The organism is Herbaspirillum aquaticum (genome assembly GCF_002213425.1).
Lineage (GTDB): Bacteria > Pseudomonadota > Gammaproteobacteria > Burkholderiales > Burkholderiaceae_D > Herbaspirillum > Herbaspirillum aquaticum.
This window is the reverse complement of record NZ_NJGV01000011.1, coordinates 95,220-114,735: the sequence shown is the minus strand read 5'-3', so window position 1 is coordinate 114,735 and position 19,516 is coordinate 95,220. Positions and strand designations below refer to the sequence as shown.

The following is a 19,516-nucleotide window of genomic DNA, read 5'->3' as shown; positions in this document are numbered from 1 at the left end:
TACCGGAGACTGCCTTGTACACGCTATCCACTTCTCCCGAAAGCATCGCCGGCGCTCCCCCAGCCCATCGCTGGAAGGTCCTGGCCGCAGGCGTTGCCGCCAATGCCAGCTTCTCGGCCGTGTTCTCCGGCATCCCGGTGACTTCGCTGGTGCTGCGCAGCGACTATCACCTGAGCAATGCGCAATTGGGCCTGGCACTGGGCTTGCTGAGCCTGGGCGTGGCCCTGGGCGAACTGCCCTGGGGTGTACTGACTGATCGCCTGGGCGACCGCAAGGTGCTGCTGGCCGGACTGCTGGGGACCAGCGCTGCGCTGTGCCTGCTGATGGCGATGGCGCGGCCGGGGCGGGGCGTATCACCCTTTGTATGGTTATGCGTCGGCCTGACGCTGGCCGGATTGCTGGGCGGCAGTGTCAACGGCGCCAGCGGACGCGCCATCATGGCCTGGTTCGCCGAGGGCGAGCGGGGTCTGGCCATGAGCATCCGCCAGACGGCGGTGCCGCTGGGCGGCGGCATCGGCGCCTTGCTCTTGCCCACGTTGGCAGCGCGCGCCGGGTTCGGTGCGGTGTATGGCTTGCTGATGGCACTTTGCCTGGCCAGCGTCGCGCTGGTGTTGCTCTGGCTGCGCGAGCCGCACAAGGCAACGCACGCGCACGCGGCATCCCCGGTTGCGATGCCGGCCCTGCGCAGTCCGCTGGTCTGGAGACTGGCACTGGGCACCGGCTTGCTGTGCGCGCCGCAGGTGGCGCTGATCAGCTTCGGCGGCATCTTCCTGCATGAAGCGGGGCAGGCCAGTCTGCTCCTCATCAGTGTGCTGCTCACGCTGGTGCAAGTGGGTGCGGCGGTGGCGCGCATCGCCAGTGGCCGCTGGACCGACCGGCGCGGCCAGCGTCGTCCCTATCTGCGCGCTTGCGCATTGGGCAGTGCACTGCTGTTCCTGCTGCTGGGCGTGTCTTCACTCGACGCACTCTCCGTATCGCTGCCCTGGCTGGGCGGGTTTGTGGTCGTGGCCGGCGTGGTGGTCTCCGCATGGCATGGCGTGGCCTATACCGAACTGGCCGTGGCCGCCGGTCCGGCCCAGGTCGGCACGGCCCTGGGATTGGGCAACAGCTGCGTCTTCGGTGTCTTCTTCCTCACTGCCCAGGTCGTCCCGCTGCTGCTGCACTGGCACGGCTGGCCCGCCGTGTGGATCGGTACCGCTGGGGCAGCCTTGCTGGTGTGGCCGCTGTTTCCACCCGCGCGCAAGTCACCGGCATCAAGCTGATCCGGCAAAAAGGACCGGTCTTAGACGACCGGTCTAATTTTCCGTTAGAATGGGCCGCATGCGAGAACACTACGACCACAACAAGCGTCACATCCTGCAAGCCGGCCATGCGCTCATCGCGCAGAAGGGCTACACCGGCGTCGGCCTGGCCGAGATTCTGGCGGCTGCGCAGATTCCCAAGGGTTCCTTCTATCACTACTTCGGATCGAAGGAACAATATGGCCGCGAACTGATCGAGCATTATGTGGCCGGCTACCTGGAACGATTGGATCACGTCCTGTCCGACCATCGCCAGGGCGACAGTGCCCGCGAGCGCCTGCTGACTTACTGGGGTTACTGGCTGGAAAGCCAGTGCTGCGAGGAAGCCGAGCAGCGCTGCCTGGTGGTCAAGCTCTCGGCCGAAGTGGCCGACCTCTCCGACGACATGCGCCAGGTATTGCACGGCGGCACGCAGCGCTTCATCGAACGCATCGCCGCCTGCATCGAAGAGGGCATCGCCGAAGGCTCGCTGCACACCGTGCTGCAACCGCTGGCCACGGCCACCATGCTGTACCAGCAGTGGCTGGGTGCCAGCCTGCTGTCCAAGCTGGGCCGTGACCGTGCGCCGATGGAAGCGGCCATGCTGGTCACGCGCCACGTGCTGGTGGCACCGCAGTAATCACGACTGATCTGATAGTTTCGATGGCGCGCTGCGCCTCCCGATGAACCGAATACGGAAAGGATTTCCATGACCCAATTGCCCAAGACCAATCGCCGCATCGTCCTCGCCTCGCGTCCCGCTGCCGCCCCCACCGCCGAGAATTTCCGCCTGGAAGAAGTGGCCATCCCGGAAGTACAGGAAGGCCAGATGCTGCTGCGCGGTGAGTGGCTCTCGCTGGACCCCTACATGCGCGGCCGCATGAGCGATGCCCCTTCCTACGCACCGCCGGTGGAAATCGACGGCGTCATGACCGGCGGCGTGGTCTCGCGCGTGGTCAGTTCGCGCCATCCCGATTTCAAGGAAGGCGACCTGGTCATGGCCTACACAGGCTGGCAGGAATACGCCATCTCCGACGGCAGCGGCGCCAACAAGCTGCCCGCCGACTTCGCCCATCCCTCGCATGCGCTGGGCGTGCTGGGCATGCCCGGCTACACCGCCTATGCCGGCCTGATCGACATCGGCCAGCCGCGCGCAGGCGAAACGGTGGTCGTGGCCGCCGCCACCGGCGCGGTCGGTTCGCTGGTCGGCCAGATCGCCAAGCAGCGTGGCTGCCACGTGGTCGGTATCGCCGGTGGCGCGCAGAAGTGTGAATCGGCGGTCAAGGAACTGGGTTTCGATGCCTGTATCGACCACCGTGCACCTGACTTCGCCGGGCAATTGAAAGCGGCCTGCCCGCGCGGCATCGACGTCTATTTCGAAAACGTCGGCGGTGCCGTGCTCGACGCCGTCATCCCGCTGCTCAACATCCACGCTCGCGTGCCGGTATGCGGCCTGATCGCCCATTACAACGGCGGCAGCCTGGCCACCGAGAGCAGCGCCATCCTGCGCCGCCTGCTGACCCAGCGCATCCGCGTGCAGGGCTTCATCATCTTCGACTACTACGTCAATCGCCCTGACCTGTACGCCGCTTTCCAGAAGGAAGTCGGCACCTGGCTCAAGGAAGGCAAGCTGCATTACCGCGAAGACGTGGTGCATGGCCTGGAGAAGGCCCCCGAGGCCTTCATGGGCCTGCTGCAAGGCAAGAACTTCGGCAAGCTGGTAGTGAAGCTGGACTAAGTCCGCGCACCGAACACAGCAAGCCTTTTCCGGGGAAGCTACCCGGCCACCGGCACGGCCTCCAAGGGCCGTGCCGACTCGACAAGGATTCCTGCATGATCCCGTTTTCCGTCCTCGACCTGTCCCCCATCAACCAGGGCAGCACTGCCGCCCACGCCTTCCACAACAGCAAGGAGCTGGCGCAGCGCGCCGAGGCCCTGGGCTACAAGCGCTACTGGCTGGCCGAGCACCACAACATGCCCGGCATCGCCAGCGCTGCCACGGCCCTGGTGATCTCGCACGTGGCGGCCAATACCAGGACCATCCGCGTCGGCTCCGGCGGCATCATGCTGCCCAACCACTCGCCGCTGGTCATCGCCGAGCAGTTCGGCACGCTGGAGTCGCTCTATCCCGGCCGCATCGACCTGGGCCTGGGCCGCGCGCCCGGTTCCGACCAGCGCACCGCGCGCGCCCTGCGCCGCCATATGGGTGGGGATACGGCAGAGAACTTCCCGCAGGACGTCATCGAACTGCAGGAATATTTTGATGAGCCTTCGGATTACCAGAACCTGCGCGCCGTTCCGGGCAGCGGCCTGAAAGTGCCGATCTGGCTGCTGGGTTCCAGCATGTTCAGCGCGCAGCTGGCGGCCGAACTCGGTTTGCCGTTCGCCTTCGCTTCGCACTTTGCACCGGGCTTCATGAAGTCGGCCGTGCAGATCTACCGCGAGCGCTTCAAGCCGTCGGCGACCTTGAAGAAACCTTACGTGATGCTGGCCCTGAACGTCTTCGCCGCCGATACCCAGCGTGAGGCCGAGCGCCTCTTCACCTCGCTGCAGCAGCAGTTCCTCAATCTCATCCGTGGCACGCCTGGCCAGCTGCGCCCGCCGGTGGATGACATCGATGCACTGTGGCAGCCCGGAGAACAGGCCCACGTCGAGCGCTCGCTGTCCTGTGCCGTGGTCGGTGACCGCGAGACCGTGGAAGAAGGCCTGCAAGCCTTCATCGATGAACATGCGCCCGATGAGCTCATCATCACCGCGCAGATCTACGATCACGCGGCTCGCCTGCATTCCTTCGAGATTGCAGCGCAGGCACGCGAGGCATTGAAGGAGCCGGTCACGATCTGACCGATGCTGGCCACGTAAAAATGGCGGCAGGGACTTCGGTCCCTGCCGCCATTTTTTCATCCCTGCGAGGTGATGTGGATGATGCGGGTGATGCGGGTGATGACCTTATTCCATCCCCAGCATCCGCGCCAGGCTGTTGCCGCTCTTTTCGCTCACCAGGTGGATGTGTTCCTCCAGCGAGACCAGATGCGCTTCCATGGCAGCGACTGCACCCTCGCTGTCACCGCGTTCGATCAGGTCGACGATATGCGTGTGTTCATCATGCTCGCAGGCGGCATACCCGGCCGGCTCATGCAGGGCCACGATCAGCGAGCAGCGTGACACCAGTTCGCCCAGGTAGCGCTGCAGCGTGGCATTGCGCGACAGTTCGGCCACCCGCATGTGGAAAGAGGAGGCCAGGCGCGCCCAGTGGGTCTGCGCATAGCTGTGCATGACCTGGTGCTCTTCCTTCAACTGGCGGCGCAGCTTGGCGAGGTCGGCGCGGGTAGCGTTGCGCACGGCCAGGCGCATGATGGCACCTTCCAGTGCGCGCCGTGCCTCGAAGATCTCGCGCGTCTCTTCCGGCGTGGGCATGGCCACCACGGCGCCACGATTGGGCCGCAACTCGACGATGTGCTCGTGCGCCAGTTTCTGCAGCGCCTTCTGTACCACCGTGCGGCCCACGCCGAACAGTTCGCACAGCGCTGCCTCCGGCAGCTTGGTGCCGGGGGTGAGGCGCTGGCTCATCACGCTGTCGAAGACAGTCTGGTAGATGCGCACGATGATGTCTTCGCCCGCTTCGCCTTCCAGGACCAGGGGCGCGGTATCGGCCAGGTCATCGTGCCGCACGCGCGGACGCCCGGCGCGGCTCTGGCGGGCCGGGGCCGGTGCTGGTTTGGTGGCGTGCTCCTGGGACTTGCCAGTGCGGGAAGACGGCTTGGCCGTCTTGCGGGGAGAGAGGTCGCTCATCGTCTGGTCATAGGGTGGATCGTGCCCGGCCTCACTGCGCTGCCTGCAGGCTGCGCCACAGGCGCGTTGCCAGCCCGATCAGGGCCAGGTCGCTGCCGGCCGGGCCGAGCAATGATACGCCGATCGGCAGTCCGGCGGGAGTGGTGAAGGGCATGCTCACCTGCGGCAAGCCCGCCAGTCCGGCCACGCAGGTCAGGCGGAAGGTGCGCGCACGCACCTGGTCGATCTCGGCCGCGCTGGCATCGCGCAGGGGCGCCACGCTGGAGGCCGAAGGAATCACCGCGACCCCGTCGGCCCCCAGCAGCGAACGCACGCGATGCCGGACCAGGTCCTGCTTCTCGCGCGCGGCGCGGGCAGTCTCGGCGCTGATGTCGCGTGCCATGTCCCAGCGTGCCTGCACTGCCGGACCGAACAGCGGACGTGTTGCCGCGATCCACGCGCCATGGCATTGCCAGGCATCGAAGGCGGACGCCTGGATGTAGGCCTGGCGCCATTTCTCCAGTTCGCCTTCCTCGCCCGACAGGCGCATGTGCTGGCCGGGCAGTTCGCTGCGCAGCGCATCGTAGACCCGGTGGAGCGCCGGATGGAAGTCGGCATCGGCCAGTTCCAGCATGTCGAAGGGCAGCAGCACCTGGCGCAAGGGCAGCGTGCCGGTCTTGGGCAACAGGACCTGGCCGACGCGCTCGAAGGTGTCGGCGTCATGGGCCAGCCAGGTCGCCGTATCGAAGCTGGGACACAGCGGTGCCATGCTGGCCGTGGAGAGCAGGCCGAAGCTGGTGCGCAAGCCCCACACGCCGCAATAGCTGGCCGGCACGCGGGTCGAGCCGCCGGTATCGGTGCCCAGCGCGAAGTCGCACAGGCGCGCCGCCACCGCAGCAGCCGAACCACTGGAGGAACCGCCCGGCACGCGGTCCGGTGCGGCGCTGTTGACCGGCGTGCCGTAGTGATGGTTGTCGCCGTGGATGCTGTAGGCCAATTCATCGGTGACGGTCTTGCCGGCCAGGGTGGCACCGGCCTGCAGCAATTGGTCCACCAGCGCATTGCTGCGCGTGGGGACGGGATGGCTGCGCAGCCAGTCCGGGTTGCCGGCGCCGGTGGGGTGGCCGGCCACGTCGAACAAGTCCTTGGCCGCGAAGCGCAACCCGGCCAGCGGACCGCTGGCAGCGCCCGGCAGGGTGAAGCGGCCATGCGGCACGAAGGCGCCCACGTGGTCATTGATCTCGAAGGCAGTAGTGCGGTTGGCCGTGGCCTGGGCAGTGCTCAATTCATTCTCCTGGTGCGTCATGCCGGCTCAGAACGGCTGGCGTAATTGTTCGAGGCTGTCCACGTGGTCGCAGATGGCGCCGGGTGTGGTGAACCAGATCTCGCCGCGATCGCGTGCCGCCGCCAGGTGCTGCAGGGCGGTGCGCAGGTGGCGCAGGCGATAGGGCTGGCCGACCAGGTAGGGATGCAGGGCAATGCCCATCACCAGTGGCTGGCGCAGCGCCTGTTCGCGCATCTCGTCGAAGTTGTCCACGATCATGCGGGCGAAGTCGCGGCCATCCATCTGGCGCGCCACGATCATGGGGATGTCGTTCAATTCCTGCGGATAGGGAATCGACCACAGCGTCTCGCCGGTACGGGTGCGCATGCGCACCGGCTGGTCGTCATGGGCCCAGTTGAGGTTGTAGCGATAGCCGGTTTCCTGCAGCAGGTCGGGCGTGACCAGGCTCTCCGAAATCCAGGGCGAGAGCCAGCCCGTGGCCTGTACGCCGCTCTCGGCCTGGATGCGGCTGCGGCAGTGGCGCAGCAGGGCGGCTTCGGCCTCCTCATCGAGCGTGCCTTGCTGGTGCGCGTTGGTGTGGCCATGGCCGATCAGTTCATCGCCGCGCGCGGCGAACGCTTCCACCAGTTCCGGGCAATGATCGTAGAGCGCGGTATTGATGAGCACGCCGGCCGGCAGGCCGAGTTGCTCGAACAATTCCAGGCAGCGCCAGGCACCGACGCGGTTGCCGTATTCACGCCAGGCATAGTTGAGCACGTCGGGCTCCGGACAGACCGGTCCCAGCTTGGCCCCCAGGCCCTCCCCGAAGGCGAAGTGCTCGATGTTGAAGCCCAGGTACACCGCCAGCCTGGCGCCGTTGGGCCAGCAGTAATCGGGTCGGCGATGGATGGGCGAATAGCCGAAGCGGCCATGCGAGCGCAGCACCCCATAGGGGTTGCGTCCATCATCATGGCCCAGCGCCTCCTCGGCATTGGGCGGCAGGATCGTCGCTTGCATGCGGCCTCCTTACAGCTCGGCCAGGCCGGCGCGCACCAGCAGGCGTTCGGCACTGTCGTTCCACACATCCATCTGCACGATCAGGCCGTGGCGGATCACGTAGCGGTCCACGTAGCGATTGCCTTCGAAGGCCTCGCCATCGGGCCACACGCCATACAGGGTGCCCCGGTTGTAGACGATGGCCTGTTCCACCGTGGCACCGGCCACCACTTCGGTTCCCTCGAAACGCTTCTTGACCCAGCCATAGCGGGTGGCATTGAAGGCCGCGCACTGTGCCGGGTCGATCATTTCCCGGCCGCCGGTAAAGCGGATCTTCAGCTCCGGCGAGACGAAGCGACGCGCGGCCACCGGGTCGGGAATCATCAGCACGCGCAGGTATTCGTCCACCAGGGCGGCCGGATCATAGGGCAGGGGAGGCAGGGCTGCACCCTGCGGGGTGATTGATGATGGTGCGGCGTGCATCATTTTCTCCATGGTTTGCACAAGTATTGTGCATTATTGAATGCAAGTTAAATATCCGATCAGCAGCAATATGAGGTATTTAATGCCGCCACTATTAGATAGATATTGTCGGCAAAAATTAAGCCTTGCTGCTGCGCTTGGCATAGCCCTTGCATAAGTCATGCCGGGCAAAGCCACACTCACTTCTCGCAAACCTTTGGAGGCAACACCATGATTCGCCTGACCCGCCGTACCCTCATCGCCGCCGCAGCTGCCACCCTCGCCGCCGCCATGTCGCCGCTGGCAATGGCCGCCGACCCCATCAAGATCGGCCTGGTCACGGCCCTCTCCGGCCAGTCGGCGCAGGCCGGCGAAGCCTTGACGCGCGGCATGAGCATTGCCATCGACGAGATCAACGCCAAGGGCGGCCTGCTGGGCGGGCGCAAGCTGGAGCTGGTGCGCCGCGATGACGAAGGCAACCCGGCCAAGGGCGTGGTGGCCGCACGCGAACTGATCTTCAAGGAAAAGGTGGCCGTGCTCTTCGGCGGCCTGGATACGCCGGTCTCGATGGCCATCGTGCCCATCATCAACCAGGAGAAAGTGCCCTTCGTCGGTCCCTGGGCGGCCGGCACCGGCGTGACCAAGAATGGCGCCAATCCCAACTACGCTTTCCGCGTCTCGGCGGTGGATGAACTGGTGGACAAGGCCATGCTCAACTACGCCCAGAAGACCTTCAAGAGCAGCAAGGCCGGCCTGATCCTGGTCAACAACCCCTGGGGCGAATCCAATGAAAAAGGCATCGTCGCCGCGCTCGCCGAGAAGGGCTTGAAGCCGGCCGGTGTCGAGAAATTCGAAGCCAGCGACGTCGACGTGGTGCCGCAACTGAGCCGCCTGAAGGCGGCCGGTGCCGATACGCTGTACCTGGTGGGCAACGTCGGTCCCTCGGCCCAGGTGGTCAAGTCGCTCGACCGCATGGGCTGGAAGGTGCCGGTGGTCTCGCACTGGGGCCCGGCGGGTGGGCGCTTCACCGAGCTGGCCGGACCGAATGCGAAGAACGTGCACTTCATCCAGACCTTCAGCTTCTTCGGCAAGCTCTCGCCGGTGGGCGAGAAGGTGGTGGCCGAACTGAAGGCCAAGTATCCCGCCATCAAGGGGCCGGACGACATCACCCCGGCCGTGGGCGTGGCCAATGCCTATGACGGCATGCAGCTGGCCGCACTGGCCATCGCCAAGGCCGGCTCCACCAATGGCGATGCGGTGCGCGAGGGCTTCTACAAGATCGACCGCTATGAAGGTCTCATCAAGACCTACGTCAAGCCCTTCAGCCCGACCGTGCATGATGCCCTGCAAGCCGATGACTACGTCTGGGCGCAATTCATCGACAACCGCATCCTGCCGGTTGGCCTGACCCAGTAATACCTTTTGCAAAGACGATGCGCCGCCGCTGCCTGCATGAGCGGGCAGGGTGGCGCCAGGAGAACGCGATGCTGCTGTTGTCGGCACTGATCAGCGGATTCGGACTGGGCAGCATGTACGGTCTGATGGCGCTGGGTTTTTACATGACGTATGCCGTCTCCGGCACCGTCAATTTTGCACAGGGCAGCTCCATGATGCTGGGCGCCGTGCTGTGCTTCACCTTCGCCCAGACGCTGGGTTGGCCGATGTGGCTGGCCATCGTGCTGGCGCTGGCCGCCTGCGCGCTCTACGGCATGCTGGTGGAGGTGCTGGCCGTGCGCCCCTTCGCGCGCCAGGGCTCCAATGCCTGGCTGATGTCCACCGTGGCGCTGGGCATCGTGCTGGACAACCTGGTCATGCATACCTTCGGCAAGGAGCCGCGCAGCCTGCCTTCGCCGCTGGCGCAGTCCTCCATCGAACTGGGCGGCATGGGCCTGGGCGTGTATCCGCTGCACTTGCTGATCCCGGCCATCGGCCTGGCGCTGGCCGCGCTCTTGCACACGATCTCGCGCCGCACGCGCTGGGGCACGGCCCTGCTGGCGGTGGTGCAGAACCGTGATGCGGCGCGCCTGATGGGCATCCCCATCACGCGCGCCATCGCGGTGGCCTTCGCGCTCTCGACGCTGCTGGCCGGTGTGGCCGGCGTGCTCATTGCGCCGCTCTTCAACGTCAATGCCGACATGGGCACGCTGTTTGGCCTCAAGGCCTTTGCGGTGGCCATCCTCGGCGGCATCACCAGCGCCTGGGGCGTGATGATCGCGGGCCTGCTGTTCGGCATGGCCGAGGCGCTCATCACGGCCACGCTCGGTTCCGGCTACACCCAGATCATCACCTTCGCGCTGGTGATCGCGGTGCTGGCCATTCGTCCCAACGGCCTGTTCGGCCGCGCACAGGTGAAAAAGGTATGAATCGTTTACCCCATTCCATCGCCCGCAGCCTGCAGGCGGCCGCGCGGCCCGCAGTGGCCCCCGCGGCTGGCAAGATCAAGCTCGGCCTGGGCACACCCGCGGCGCTGGCGTTTTCTGCCGTGGGCCTGATCGCGGCCATGACGCTGGCCCTGTCGATCAACAGCTATTACGTGTTCGTGCTGGCCGGCATCGCGCTGGTGGCCATCGTCGGCATCGGGCTCAATGTGCTCATCGGGCTGACTGGCCAAGTCTCCTTCGGCCATGTCGGCTTCTACGCCGTCGGTGCCTACACGGTGGCCATCCTCACCACCAAGGTGCAACTCTCATTCTGGCTGGCCTGGCCGCTGGCGGCCGTGGTGGCCGGTGCGCTGGGCGTGCTGCTGGCCTTGCCGGCGCTGCGGGTGAAGGGGCCGTACCTGGCGATGATCACGATTGCCTTCAGCTTCATCATCCAGCACGCCATCATCGAACTGCGCGACCTGACCGGCGGCCAGAACGGCATCATGGGCCTGGCGGCACCTGCCTTCCTGGGTTTGCAGGCGGAGCGTGCGATTGCAGTACTGGGGCTGATCACGGCCGCCGTCGTGCTGGCCGCCTACTGCTGGCTCTCGCGCGGCAGCTGGGGCGCAGCCATGCGTGCGGTGCGCGACAGCGAGACCGCCGCCGAATCCATTGGCTTGAATCCGCTGGTCATCAAGACCGTGGCCTTCGCGCTCTCGGCGGCGCTGGCCGGTCTCGCGGGTGGTCTCTTCGCGCCGCTCTCCACCTTCGTCACACCGGATACCTTCAGCTTCATGCAGTCCATCCTGTTCGTGCTGGTGGTGGTGCTGGGGGGCTCGGGCTCCATCCTCGGTCCGGTGATCGGTGCAGTGATCGTGGGGGCCTTGCCGGAACTGCTCTCCAGCCTGGAGGACTATCGCCTTCTCTTCTTCGGTGCCTTGCTGCTGCTGGTGCTGTGGGTGGCCCCCGATGGCGTGACCGGCCTGGTAGGCAAGCTGGCGTCACGCCTGCGCAAGCCGGTGGAGCCTGCGCCCGATGCCGCTTTGCAAGAGGATGCGGAAGAAGTCGCGCTGCCGGTGCGCGCACGCCGCACGCTCGCCGCCGACGGCCTGACCATGGTGTTCGGTGGCGTGCGGGCCGTCAGCGATTTAGGTTTCGAGGTCCCGGGCGGTGCGGTCACCAGTCTCATCGGTCCCAATGGCGCGGGCAAGACCACGGCGCTGAACATGCTCTCCGGTTTCTATCGTCCCAGCGCCGGCCAGTTCACGCTGGGCCAGACGCCGCTGGCAGGGCTGGCCGCCTTCCGCATCGCGCGCCACGGCGTGGCGCGTACCTACCAGACCTCGCAATTGTTCGGCAGCCTCACGGTGGCCGACAACGTGGCGCTGGCCTGCGGCCGCGGCCGCCTGGGTGGCCTGCTCTCGGCGCGGGGCTTCGTCTCCGGCGAGGTGCGTGCGCGTTGCCGCCACCTGCTCGACTTCTGCGGCTATCGCGGTGCGCTCGATATCCCCAGTGCCGACCTGGCCCACGTCGATCGCCGCCTGGTGGAAATCGCTCGCGCGCTGGCCGCCGATCCCGATGTACTGCTGCTGGACGAACCTGCCGCCGGCCTCTCGCGCGAAGACAAGACCATGCTCGCGCAGCTGCTGACCAGGATCGCCGATGCCGGCATCAGTGTGGTGGTGGTCGAGCACGACATGGAACTGGTCATGCAGATCTCGCGCCGCATCGTCGTGCTTGATGCCGGCCAGCGACTGGCCATCGGCACACCGCAGGAAGTGCAGAACGATCCGGCGGTGCGCAAGGCTTATCTCGGCGAGGGCACGCAGCAGGCCGTGGCGGCCGTGCGCGCTGCCGTCAGCGGCGCCGACGAATTGCTGGGCGTGGGCGAGCTGGTCACCGGCTATGGTGCCGAACCGGTCCTGCACGGCATCAACCTGCAGGTGCGGCAAGGCGAGATGATTGCGCTGCTGGGCGCCAACGGCGCCGGCAAGTCCACCCTGATGCGGTCGCTGGCCGGGCTGCATCGGCCTGTCCAAGGCGGTATCCACGCCGGTGGCGTGAACCTGATGCACCTGCGCGCCGAACAGATCGTGCGCCAGGGCGTGGTGCTGGTGCCGGAAGGGCGGCAGGTGTTTCCGGAGTTGTCGGTGCTGGACAATATCCGACTCGGTGCTTTCCTCTATCCGCAGGATGTGGAGGCCCGCGTGGAAGAAATGCTGGGCCGTTTCCCGCGCTTGCGCGAGCGCCTGCATCACCGCGCCGGGCTGCTCTCCGGTGGCGAGCAGCAGATGCTGGCCATCGCACGCGGCCTGATGTCGCGTCCGCGCGTGCTGTTGCTGGACGAGCCATCGCTGGGCCTGGCTCCCAAGGTGATCGCCGAATTGTTTGCCGCCCTCGATCAACTGCGCCGCGAAAACATGACCATCGTGCTGGTCGACCAGATGGCCGCATTGGCCCTGTCGCTGGCCGACCGCGCCTACGTCATCGAAGGCGGACGCGTGGTGGCGCAAGGCACGGCCGCCGAGATCGCTGCCAATGACGCGCTGGCCAAGGCCTATCTCGGCGCGCATTGACGCCGGGTCACTGCAAGGATTGAACATGGAATCGACCCAGCCTTACGCCATCAACCTGCCCGACGTGGTGGACGAAGTGCGCCGCGCTTTTGAACGCTACGAAGTGGCCCTCACCACCAACCAGGTCGAGGTGCTCGATGAACTGTTCCTGGACAGTCCCCAGACGGTGCGCTACGGCGCCACCGAGAACCTGGTGGGCACCGAGGCCATCCGCGCCTTCCGCCAGGGACGTTCACCGAAGAACCTCATGCGCAAGCTGCGCGCCACCGTCATCACCACCTATGGCCAGGACTATGCCGTGGCCGATACCGAATTCACCCGCGAGGGCGAGGCGCGCATCGGCCGCCAGAGCCATACCTGGCTGCGTTGTCCGCAAGGCTGGCGCATCGTGGCCGCGCACGTCTCATGGATGGACGCGCCCAAGGCGCCGGCCTCCTGAAAGCCTGGCCATCCGCAGGTATCATCCTCGCAGCAGTTTTTTCATCTCGACAAGAACATCAGGAGTCAGCCATGTTGTACAGCAAGACCTGTCTGGGCGGAATGGTCACCGCTCCCCATCACCTGGCCGCGCAGGCGGGCGCGCAGATCCTGCGCGAGGGTGGCAATGCGGTCGAAGCGATGGTCGCGGCCGCGGCCGCCATCGCGGTGGTCTATCCGCACATGAACGGCATCGGTGGCGATGGCTTCTGGGTCATCAGCGAACCCGGCCAGGAGCCGGTGGCCATCCGCGCCTGCGGTCCCTCGGCGGCGCTGGCGACCAAGGATTTCTATGCGCAGCACGGCCACAGCGCCGTGCCCACGCGCGGGCCCCATGCGGCGCTGACGGTGGCCGGTGCGGTCGGTGGCTGGGCAGCAGCGCTGGACCATGCGCGCCGCTTCGGCCGTGCGCTGCCCTTGCCGGTGCTACTGGCCGATGCCATCCGCCATGCAAAGAACGGCGTGCCCGTCACCCGTTCGCAACATGAGCTCACCCGCGACAAATGGAGCGAGCTCAAAGACCAGCCCGGCTTTGCCGCCACCTATGCCGCCGACGGCATCCCGGCCCAGGGCAAGGTGCTGAAACAGTCAGCCCTGGCCGAGAGCCTGTCGCGCCTGGCCGAGGCCGGACTCGATGATTTCTATCGCGGCGACCTCGCGCAACGCCTTGCTGCAGGCCTGGAAGCGGCCGGCAGCCCCTTACGCCGCAGTGACCTGGAGGCCTTCCGCGCCCAGGTGGTCAAACCGCTGATGGTGCAGTTAACGTCAGGCCGGGTCTACAACCTGCCACCGCCGACACAGGGTGTCTCGGCCCTGATGATCATCGGCCTGTTCGACCGCCTCGGCATCGCGCAGGCGGAAGGCTTCGAACACATCCACGGCCTGGTGGAGGCCACCAAGCGCGCCTTCATCCTGCGCAACCAGCACGTCACCGATCCCGCCCACATGAGCGTGGATGCCGCGCACTGGCTGCTGGCCGAGGCGCTGGACCAGGAGGCCCAACAGATCGACATGCAGCGCGCCGCGCCCTGGCCGCATCCGGCCAAGCCTGGCGATACCATCTGGATGGGTGCCGCCGACGCGCAAGGCCGCGTGGTGAGCTACATCCAGAGCATCTTCTGGGAATTCGGCAGCGGCGTGGTCGTGCCCGACACCGGCATCGTGTGGCAGAACCGTGGCGCCAGCTTCACGCTGGATGACGGTGCCAACCAGTTGCAGCCGGGCAAGCTGCCCTTCCATACGCTGAACCCCTCGCTGGCACGGCTCAACGATGGCCGCACCCTGGCCTACGGCACCATGGGCGGGGAAGGGCAGCCGCAGACGCAGGCCGCGGTCTTCACGCGTCATGTGCTGTTCGGGCAAAACCTGCAGGCGGCTGTCAGTGCGCCGCGCTGGCTGCTGGGCCGCACATGGGGCGATGTTTCCACCAACCTGAAGGTCGAAGGTCGGGTACCGGCGGCCACCATCGAGGCTTTGCGCAATGCCGGCCATGAAGTGCAGGTGGTGGAGGACTACACCGACATGATGGGTCACGCCGGCGCCGTGTGCGTGCATCCGGATGGCCTGATCGAAGGGGCTACCGATCCGCGTGCCGATGGCGTTTGTGCCGGCGTCTGAGCACCAGCCCTGCCAATCCGCATTGCCTTTCCCTGCGCAGCCGGCACTGCCGGCTTGCGTGCCACCTTTGACGCAGGGCAGATCCTCACCAAGACTCGCCCTCCGTTGTCTTTTTGCATTTCCCGTTTGACAGGAAATGACGCTTATTGCGCTCTTTTACCGCGTTTGTCTCGGGTTTGAATCGCGAGGATTGGTGAGTTTTTTGCCGTAGAAAAAAATTCTCGAAGTTTTTCGGGAAATGCGATGAAAAACCATAGCTGTTCTGGCAAGATGCCGTAAACCTATGCGGTTCACAGGGGAGCCGTCATGCATCAAGCCGCGTCGCAATTTTGTCTGAATTGAACAAGAATAAAGCCCCATCCCCGCCCAATCTGTCTTCACTGATTACGCTGGGGGTGGTCATTACCGTGCTCATCACGACCGTGTCGGTACTGATCCTGGTGGATCAGTTCACCCGCGGTTATGCGCGTTCGGAAAGCGAAACGCGCATGAAGCAGCTGGCCTGGCAGATGCAGGACGCGCTGGAGCGCGGCATGCGGGAGCGCGAAATCGACCTGCGCCTGCTGGTGCAGCGGCCGTCGGTGCGTGCCGGCCGCGACTTGCCGCGGGTGCGCCGGGTCTTCAACGAACTGCAGGCCAATGTGCCGCATTACGCCTGGATCGGCCTGGCCAATCCGGAGGGCACCGTGATGGTGGCCACCAATGGCCTGCTCGAAGGCGCCAGCGTAGCCCAGCGTCCCTGGTTCCAGGAAGGCAGCAAGGGCGAATACGCTGCCGATTTCCATCCGGCCGTGCTGCTGGCGCAGAAGCTCCCGCCGCAATCCAATCCCTGGCGTTTCGTCGACCTGTCGGCCCCGGTGCATGACCTGGACGGCCATTACCTCGGGGTGGTCGGCCTGCACCTGTCCTGGTCGTGGGCGCGCGACATCGCCGCCAAGCTGCTGGATCCGGCCGGCAATCGTTACGACGTCGAGGTCATCATCGTGCGCGATGATGGCACCGTCATCCTCGGCCCCAAGGGCATGGAAGAGACCAAGCTCGACACGCCCAGCGTGCGCGCCGCGCAGGCGGCCGACAACGGTGGTTCGGTCATCGAGACCGGACCCGATGGCCGCCGCTACGTCAGCGGCTACGCCCGTACGGGTGTCAAGGGCGGCATGAAGCTGCACTGGAGCGTGATCGTGCGCCAACCCGAGACGGTGGCCCTGGCAGCCTTCCGCGACCTGGAAAAGCGCGTCATCGTGGTGGGTGCGCTCTCCGGCGTGGTGCTGGTGCTGCTGGCCATCCTGCTCACGCGGCGCCTGGTGGGGCCCATCAATGCCTTGTCGGCGGCACTGGAACTGCGTGCGGCCGGCCGACCCGACGTGCCTATCCCCCAGATCAACAGCTACCGCGAAATCCAGCTGCTCTCCTCGACCCTGGTCAACATGGTCGAGCGCGAAGAGACCTACCTGCGCGAAGTGCGCTCCCTCAACGAGAGCCTGGAGCAGCGCGTGGCCGAGCGCACCAGCCGCCTGCACGAGACCGCCAGCGCCCTGCAGGAAGCACTGGACCAGCAGCAGGCCAACCAGATCCAGCTGGAAGAAAGCGCGGCTGAGCTGCGCGCCATCCTGGAAAACGCCCAGGATGCCTTCATCGCCGCCGACGAGCACGGCCACGTGGTCGAGTGGAACCGCCAGGCCGAGCTGCTGCTGGGCTGGCCGCGCGACCAGGTGATGGGCCGCGACATGGCCGAACTGATCATCCCGCCCGACATGCGCGGCGCCCACAATCGCGGCATGGCGCAGTTCCTCAAGGATGGCACCAGCGTGGTCATCAACAACCGCATCGAGCTGCAGGCCCTGCATCACGACGGCCACGAGCTGCCCATCGAGATCACGGTAGGCCATGTCAAGCGCCAGAGCGGCCACCTGTTCATCGCCTTCCTGCACGACATCACCGAGCGCCTGGCCTTCCGCGACCAGATGCGCGAACTGGCCCTGACCGACGTGCTGACCAGCCTGCCCAACCGCCGTGCCTTCAGCGACCGCCTGCCCGAAGGCATGATGCGGGCGCGCCGAGCCGACCAGTTGCTGGCTCTGTTCTTCATGGACATCGACGGCTTCAAGGGGGTCAATGACCGCTATGGCCACGAAGCGGGCGATGAGCTGCTCATCGAGTTCGCGCGCCGCCTGCAGCGTTCGGTGCGCGATGTCGATACCGTGGCGCGCCTGGCCGGTGACGAGTTCGTGGTGATCCTGGAGAACCTGCAGACCCAGGAAGATGCCGTGATGGTGGCCGAGAAGATCCTGGTGACCATCCGCGAACCCTTCCAGCTGACACACTCCACCGTCAACATCTCCAGCAGTATCGGCGTGGCCGTCTACCAGCCCAACCTGGATGGCGAAGTCGGCCCCGAGGAACTGCTGTCCATGGCCGACAAGGCCATGTACGCCGCCAAGCGCCTGGGCAAGAACCGCGTCGAACTGGGGCGCGCAGGCGACGCCTGATCCGCCGGGGGCGATCCCGCCCGGCTTTTTCCTTTCCGTCATCCTTTCCTTTTTTCTTCCTCTGCCGCTGCGTCATTGCTGACGAGGCGCACCGTCTCATTTACGGTTTGTTTACGCTCCCGCGCCAAACATTTACCGGGATTTGATGCTGCTTTCCCTATCGTTCGACTGTCTCGTTTTCCGTCCCTGGAAGCGAACAACAACGTCAACAATGGAGTGGGAAATGTTGCAAACGGATTTTCTCTACATAGGCATGCTGCTCGTCTGCGGCCTCTCGATGTGGGGCTTCATCGCCCTGTGCAGCCGTCTGGAACGGCAGGAAGGGGAGAAGAAATGAACCTCATGACCCTGCTGGGGCTGGTGGTCTCCATCGCCCTCCTGCTGTACCTGGTCTACGCCCTGATCAAGCCGGAGGATTTCTGACATGGACAGCAACAATTATCTCCAGCTCGGTCTCTACCTGGCCGTCCTGCTGGTGCTCTCCCTGCCGCTGGGCTGGTACATGGCCCGCGTGATGGAAGGCAAGTCCCGCGTGAACCGGCTCTTCGGCGGCATCGAGCGCGTCTTCTATCGCCTCTGCGGCATCAGCCGCGAGCACGAGATGGACTGGAAGCAGTACGCCATCGCGGCCGTGCTGTTCAATTTCCTGGGCCTGATCGTGGTCTACCTGCTGCAGCGCGTGCAGCAATGGCTGCCGCTGAACCCGGCCGCACTGGCCAACGTCAGCCCGGATTCGTCCTTCAACACGGCGCTCAGTTTCGTCACCAACACCAACTGGCAGGGCTATGCGGGTGAAGCCACCATGAGCTACCTGACCCAGATGGCTGCACTGGCGGTGCAGAACTTCCTCTCGGCCGCCACCGGGATCGCGATTGCCTTCGCCCTGATCCGCGGCTTTGCCCGCCACAGCAGCAAGGGCATCGGCAACTTCTGGGTCGACATGACCCGCAGCACGCTCTACGTGCTGCTGCCGCTGTCGGTGGTGTTCGCGCTGGTGCTGGTGCAGCAGGGCAGCATCCAGAACTTCCGTTCCTACCAGGACGTGAAGACGCTGGAAGTGACCCACTACACCGTGCCCAAGCTGGATGCTGCAGGCCAGCCCCTGAAGGATGCCAAGGGCGAACCGGTGACCGAAGCGCAAAGCACCGACAAGCAGACCTTGCCCATGGGGCCGGTGGCGTCCCAGGAAGCCATCAAGATGATCGGTACCAACGGTGGTGGCTTCTTCAACGCCAACTCGGCGCACCCGTATGAGAACCCGACGCCGCTGACCAACTTCCTGCAGATGCTGGCCATCCTCATCATCCCGGCCGCCCTCTGTACCAGTTTCGGTGTGCTGGTCGGCGACCGCCGCCAGGGCTGGGCCATCCTGGCCTCGATGACGATCTTGTTCGTGGTGTTGACGCTGGTGTTGATGGTTGCGGAGTCGCAGCCCAACCCGATGCTGGCCTCGCTGCACGCTTCCGGTCCCGGCATGATGGAAGGCAAGGAAACCCGCTTCGGCATCCCGGCCTCGGCGCTGTTCGCCTCCGTCACCACGGCCGCCTCTTGCGGTGCCGTCAATGCCATGCACGACTCGCTCTCGCCGCTGGGTGGACTGGTGCCGATGCTGCAGATGCAGCTGGGTGAAGTGGTCTTCGGCGGGGTGGGTTCGGGCCTGTACGGCATGCTGATCTTTGCGGTACTGGCGGTGTTCATCGCGGGCCTGATGATCGGCCGCACGCCCGAATACCTGGGCAAGAAGATCGGCGTATTCGACATGAAGATGATGTCCATCGCCATCCTCATGACCCCGGCGCTGGTGCTCATCTTCACGGCGATCTCGGTGATGGTCGAAGCGGGCCTGGCCGGTATCGCCAACCCGGGGGCGCACGGTTTCTCGGAAATCCTCTACGCCTTCAGTTCGGCCGCCAACAACAACGGCAGTGCCTTCGCCGGGCTCTCGGCCAACACGCCGTACTACAACATCACCACCGGCCTCTGCACCTGGCTGGGCCGCTTCGGCATCATCGTGCCGGTGCTGGCCATGGCCGGTTCGCTGGCCGGCAAGAAGCGCCTCGCCGCTACCTCCGGCACCCTGCCCACGCACGGCCCGCTGTTCGTGGCGCTGCTGATCGGTGCGGTGATCCTGGTCGGTGCCCTGACCTATGTGCCGGCGCTGGCGCTGGGACCGGTGGTCGAGCACCTGCAGATGATGGCGATGTAAATGATTGGATGGATT

The 19,516-nt window shown here is 65.6% G+C and carries 16 protein-coding genes; 12 read left to right on the top strand and 4 right to left on the bottom strand.

The window, feature by feature from the left end; translation table 11 throughout:
* The first annotated feature begins 14 nt into the window (after nt 1-14).
* The 4 genes from CEJ45_RS13820 to CEJ45_RS13805 all read left to right on the top strand — a co-directional run bounded on the left by CEJ45_RS13820 (nt 15) and on the right by CEJ45_RS13805 (nt 4,124).
* Nucleotides 15-1,262 carry an MFS transporter gene (locus CEJ45_RS13820; RefSeq protein ID WP_088755669.1) on the top strand — a complete coding sequence of 416 codons (1,248 nt, stop codon included), beginning with the start codon at nt 15-17 and terminating at the stop codon, nt 1,260-1,262.
* Between the two features lie 58 nt (nt 1,263-1,320).
* The gene (locus CEJ45_RS13815; RefSeq protein WP_088755749.1) at nt 1,321-1,920 is read left to right on the top strand and encodes a TetR/AcrR family transcriptional regulator; all 600 of its coding nucleotides are present in this window, start codon (nt 1,321-1,323) and stop codon (nt 1,918-1,920) included.
* Between the two features lie 69 nt (nt 1,921-1,989).
* The gene (locus CEJ45_RS13810; RefSeq protein ID WP_088755668.1) at nt 1,990-3,018 is read left to right on the top strand and encodes an NADP-dependent oxidoreductase; all 1,029 of its coding nucleotides are present in this window, start codon (nt 1,990-1,992) and stop codon (nt 3,016-3,018) included.
* 95 nt (nt 3,019-3,113) lie between these two features.
* Complete coding sequence (locus CEJ45_RS13805; protein ID WP_088755667.1) at nt 3,114-4,124, top strand: LLM class flavin-dependent oxidoreductase; 1,011 nt, start codon at nt 3,114-3,116, stop codon at nt 4,122-4,124.
* A 105-nt stretch (nt 4,125-4,229) separates the two neighbouring features.
* On the opposite strand, the gene CEJ45_RS13800 is transcribed toward CEJ45_RS13805, so the two are convergent.
* From CEJ45_RS13800 to CEJ45_RS13785, 4 genes are read right to left on the bottom strand one after another with little or no spacing between them, the layout of a single operon-like run.
* The gene (locus CEJ45_RS13800; protein ID WP_088755666.1) at nt 4,230-5,072 is read right to left on the bottom strand and encodes a GntR family transcriptional regulator; all 843 of its coding nucleotides are present in this window, start codon (nt 5,070-5,072) and stop codon (nt 4,230-4,232) included.
* 31 nt (nt 5,073-5,103) lie between these two features.
* Nucleotides 5,104-6,336, bottom strand: coding sequence for an amidase (locus CEJ45_RS13795; protein WP_229296876.1), 1,233 nt, complete (start codon nt 6,334-6,336; stop codon nt 5,104-5,106).
* A gap of 27 nt (nt 6,337-6,363) precedes the next feature.
* Complete coding sequence (locus tag CEJ45_RS13790) at nt 6,364-7,332, bottom strand: polysaccharide deacetylase family protein (protein WP_187697681.1); 969 nt, start codon at nt 7,330-7,332, stop codon at nt 6,364-6,366.
* Nucleotides 7,333-7,341: 9 nt separating this feature from the next.
* Nucleotides 7,342-7,794, bottom strand: a complete 453-nt coding sequence (locus CEJ45_RS13785; RefSeq protein ID WP_088755664.1) for a hypothetical protein — start codon at nt 7,792-7,794, stop codon at nt 7,342-7,344.
* A gap of 210 nt (nt 7,795-8,004) precedes the next feature.
* On the opposite strand from CEJ45_RS13785, the gene CEJ45_RS13780 reads away from it, so the two are divergent.
* The 8 genes from CEJ45_RS13780 (at nt 8,005) to kdpA (ending at nt 19,501) form a co-directional block, all read left to right on the top strand.
* A complete protein-coding gene (locus tag CEJ45_RS13780) occupies nt 8,005-9,189 on the top strand; it encodes an ABC transporter substrate-binding protein (RefSeq protein ID WP_088755663.1) in 1,185 nt (394 codons plus the stop codon).
* 68 nt (nt 9,190-9,257) lie between these two features.
* Complete coding sequence (locus CEJ45_RS13775; RefSeq protein WP_088755662.1) at nt 9,258-10,136, top strand: branched-chain amino acid ABC transporter permease; 879 nt, start codon at nt 9,258-9,260, stop codon at nt 10,134-10,136.
* Complete coding sequence (locus CEJ45_RS13770; protein ID WP_088755661.1) at nt 10,133-12,712, top strand: branched-chain amino acid ABC transporter ATP-binding protein/permease; 2,580 nt, start codon at nt 10,133-10,135, stop codon at nt 12,710-12,712. Before CEJ45_RS13775 ends, CEJ45_RS13770 begins: the two co-directional genes overlap by 4 nt.
* Nucleotides 12,713-12,737: 25 nt before the next feature.
* Nucleotides 12,738-13,151 (top strand): oxalurate catabolism protein HpxZ, encoded by a 414-nt coding sequence (hpxZ, locus tag CEJ45_RS13765; RefSeq protein ID WP_088755660.1) that lies wholly within the window; start codon nt 12,738-12,740, stop codon nt 13,149-13,151.
* 71 nt (nt 13,152-13,222) lie between these two features.
* Entirely contained in the window at nt 13,223-14,806 is a 1,584-nt protein-coding gene (locus CEJ45_RS13760; protein WP_088755659.1) for a gamma-glutamyltransferase family protein, read from the top strand.
* Between the two features lie 338 nt (nt 14,807-15,144).
* The gene (locus CEJ45_RS13755; protein WP_241517343.1) at nt 15,145-17,295 is read left to right on the top strand and encodes a diguanylate cyclase domain-containing protein; all 2,151 of its coding nucleotides are present in this window, start codon (nt 15,145-15,147) and stop codon (nt 17,293-17,295) included.
* A gap of 333 nt (nt 17,296-17,628) precedes the next feature.
* Entirely contained in the window at nt 17,629-17,718 is a 90-nt protein-coding gene (kdpF, locus tag CEJ45_RS13750; protein ID WP_088755657.1) for a K(+)-transporting ATPase subunit F, read from the top strand.
* 1 nt (nt 17,719) lies between these two features.
* Nucleotides 17,720-19,501: a potassium-transporting ATPase subunit KdpA gene (kdpA, locus tag CEJ45_RS13745; RefSeq protein ID WP_088755656.1), complete on the top strand. Its 1,782-nt coding sequence runs from the start codon at nt 17,720-17,722 to the stop codon at nt 19,499-19,501.
* The last annotated feature ends 15 nt before the right edge of the window (nt 19,502-19,516 follow it).

Coding starts and splice junctions, on each gene's coding strand:
- CEJ45_RS13815 (WP_088755749.1), top strand. CDS start 1,321: ATGCGAGAACACTACGACCACAACAAGCGTCACATCCTGCAAGCCGGC.
- CEJ45_RS13810 (WP_088755668.1), top strand. CDS start 1,990: ATGACCCAATTGCCCAAGACCAATCGCCGCATCGTCCTCGCCTCGCGT.
- CEJ45_RS13805 (WP_088755667.1), top strand. CDS start 3,114: ATGATCCCGTTTTCCGTCCTCGACCTGTCCCCCATCAACCAGGGCAGC.
- CEJ45_RS13800 (WP_088755666.1), bottom strand. CDS start 5,072: ATGAGCGACCTCTCTCCCCGCAAGACGGCCAAGCCGTCTTCCCGCACT.
- CEJ45_RS13790 (WP_187697681.1), bottom strand. CDS start 7,332: ATGCAAGCGACGATCCTGCCGCCCAATGCCGAGGAGGCGCTGGGCCAT.
- CEJ45_RS13785 (WP_088755664.1), bottom strand. CDS start 7,794: ATGCACGCCGCACCATCATCAATCACCCCGCAGGGTGCAGCCCTGCCT.
- CEJ45_RS13780 (WP_088755663.1), top strand. CDS start 8,005: ATGATTCGCCTGACCCGCCGTACCCTCATCGCCGCCGCAGCTGCCACC.
- CEJ45_RS13775 (WP_088755662.1), top strand. CDS start 9,258: ATGCTGCTGTTGTCGGCACTGATCAGCGGATTCGGACTGGGCAGCATG.
- CEJ45_RS13770 (WP_088755661.1), top strand. CDS start 10,133: ATGAATCGTTTACCCCATTCCATCGCCCGCAGCCTGCAGGCGGCCGCG.
- hpxZ (WP_088755660.1), top strand. CDS start 12,738: ATGGAATCGACCCAGCCTTACGCCATCAACCTGCCCGACGTGGTGGAC.
- CEJ45_RS13760 (WP_088755659.1), top strand. CDS start 13,223: ATGTTGTACAGCAAGACCTGTCTGGGCGGAATGGTCACCGCTCCCCAT.
- kdpF (WP_088755657.1), top strand. CDS start 17,629: ATGAACCTCATGACCCTGCTGGGGCTGGTGGTCTCCATCGCCCTCCTG.
- kdpA (WP_088755656.1), top strand. CDS start 17,720: ATGGACAGCAACAATTATCTCCAGCTCGGTCTCTACCTGGCCGTCCTG.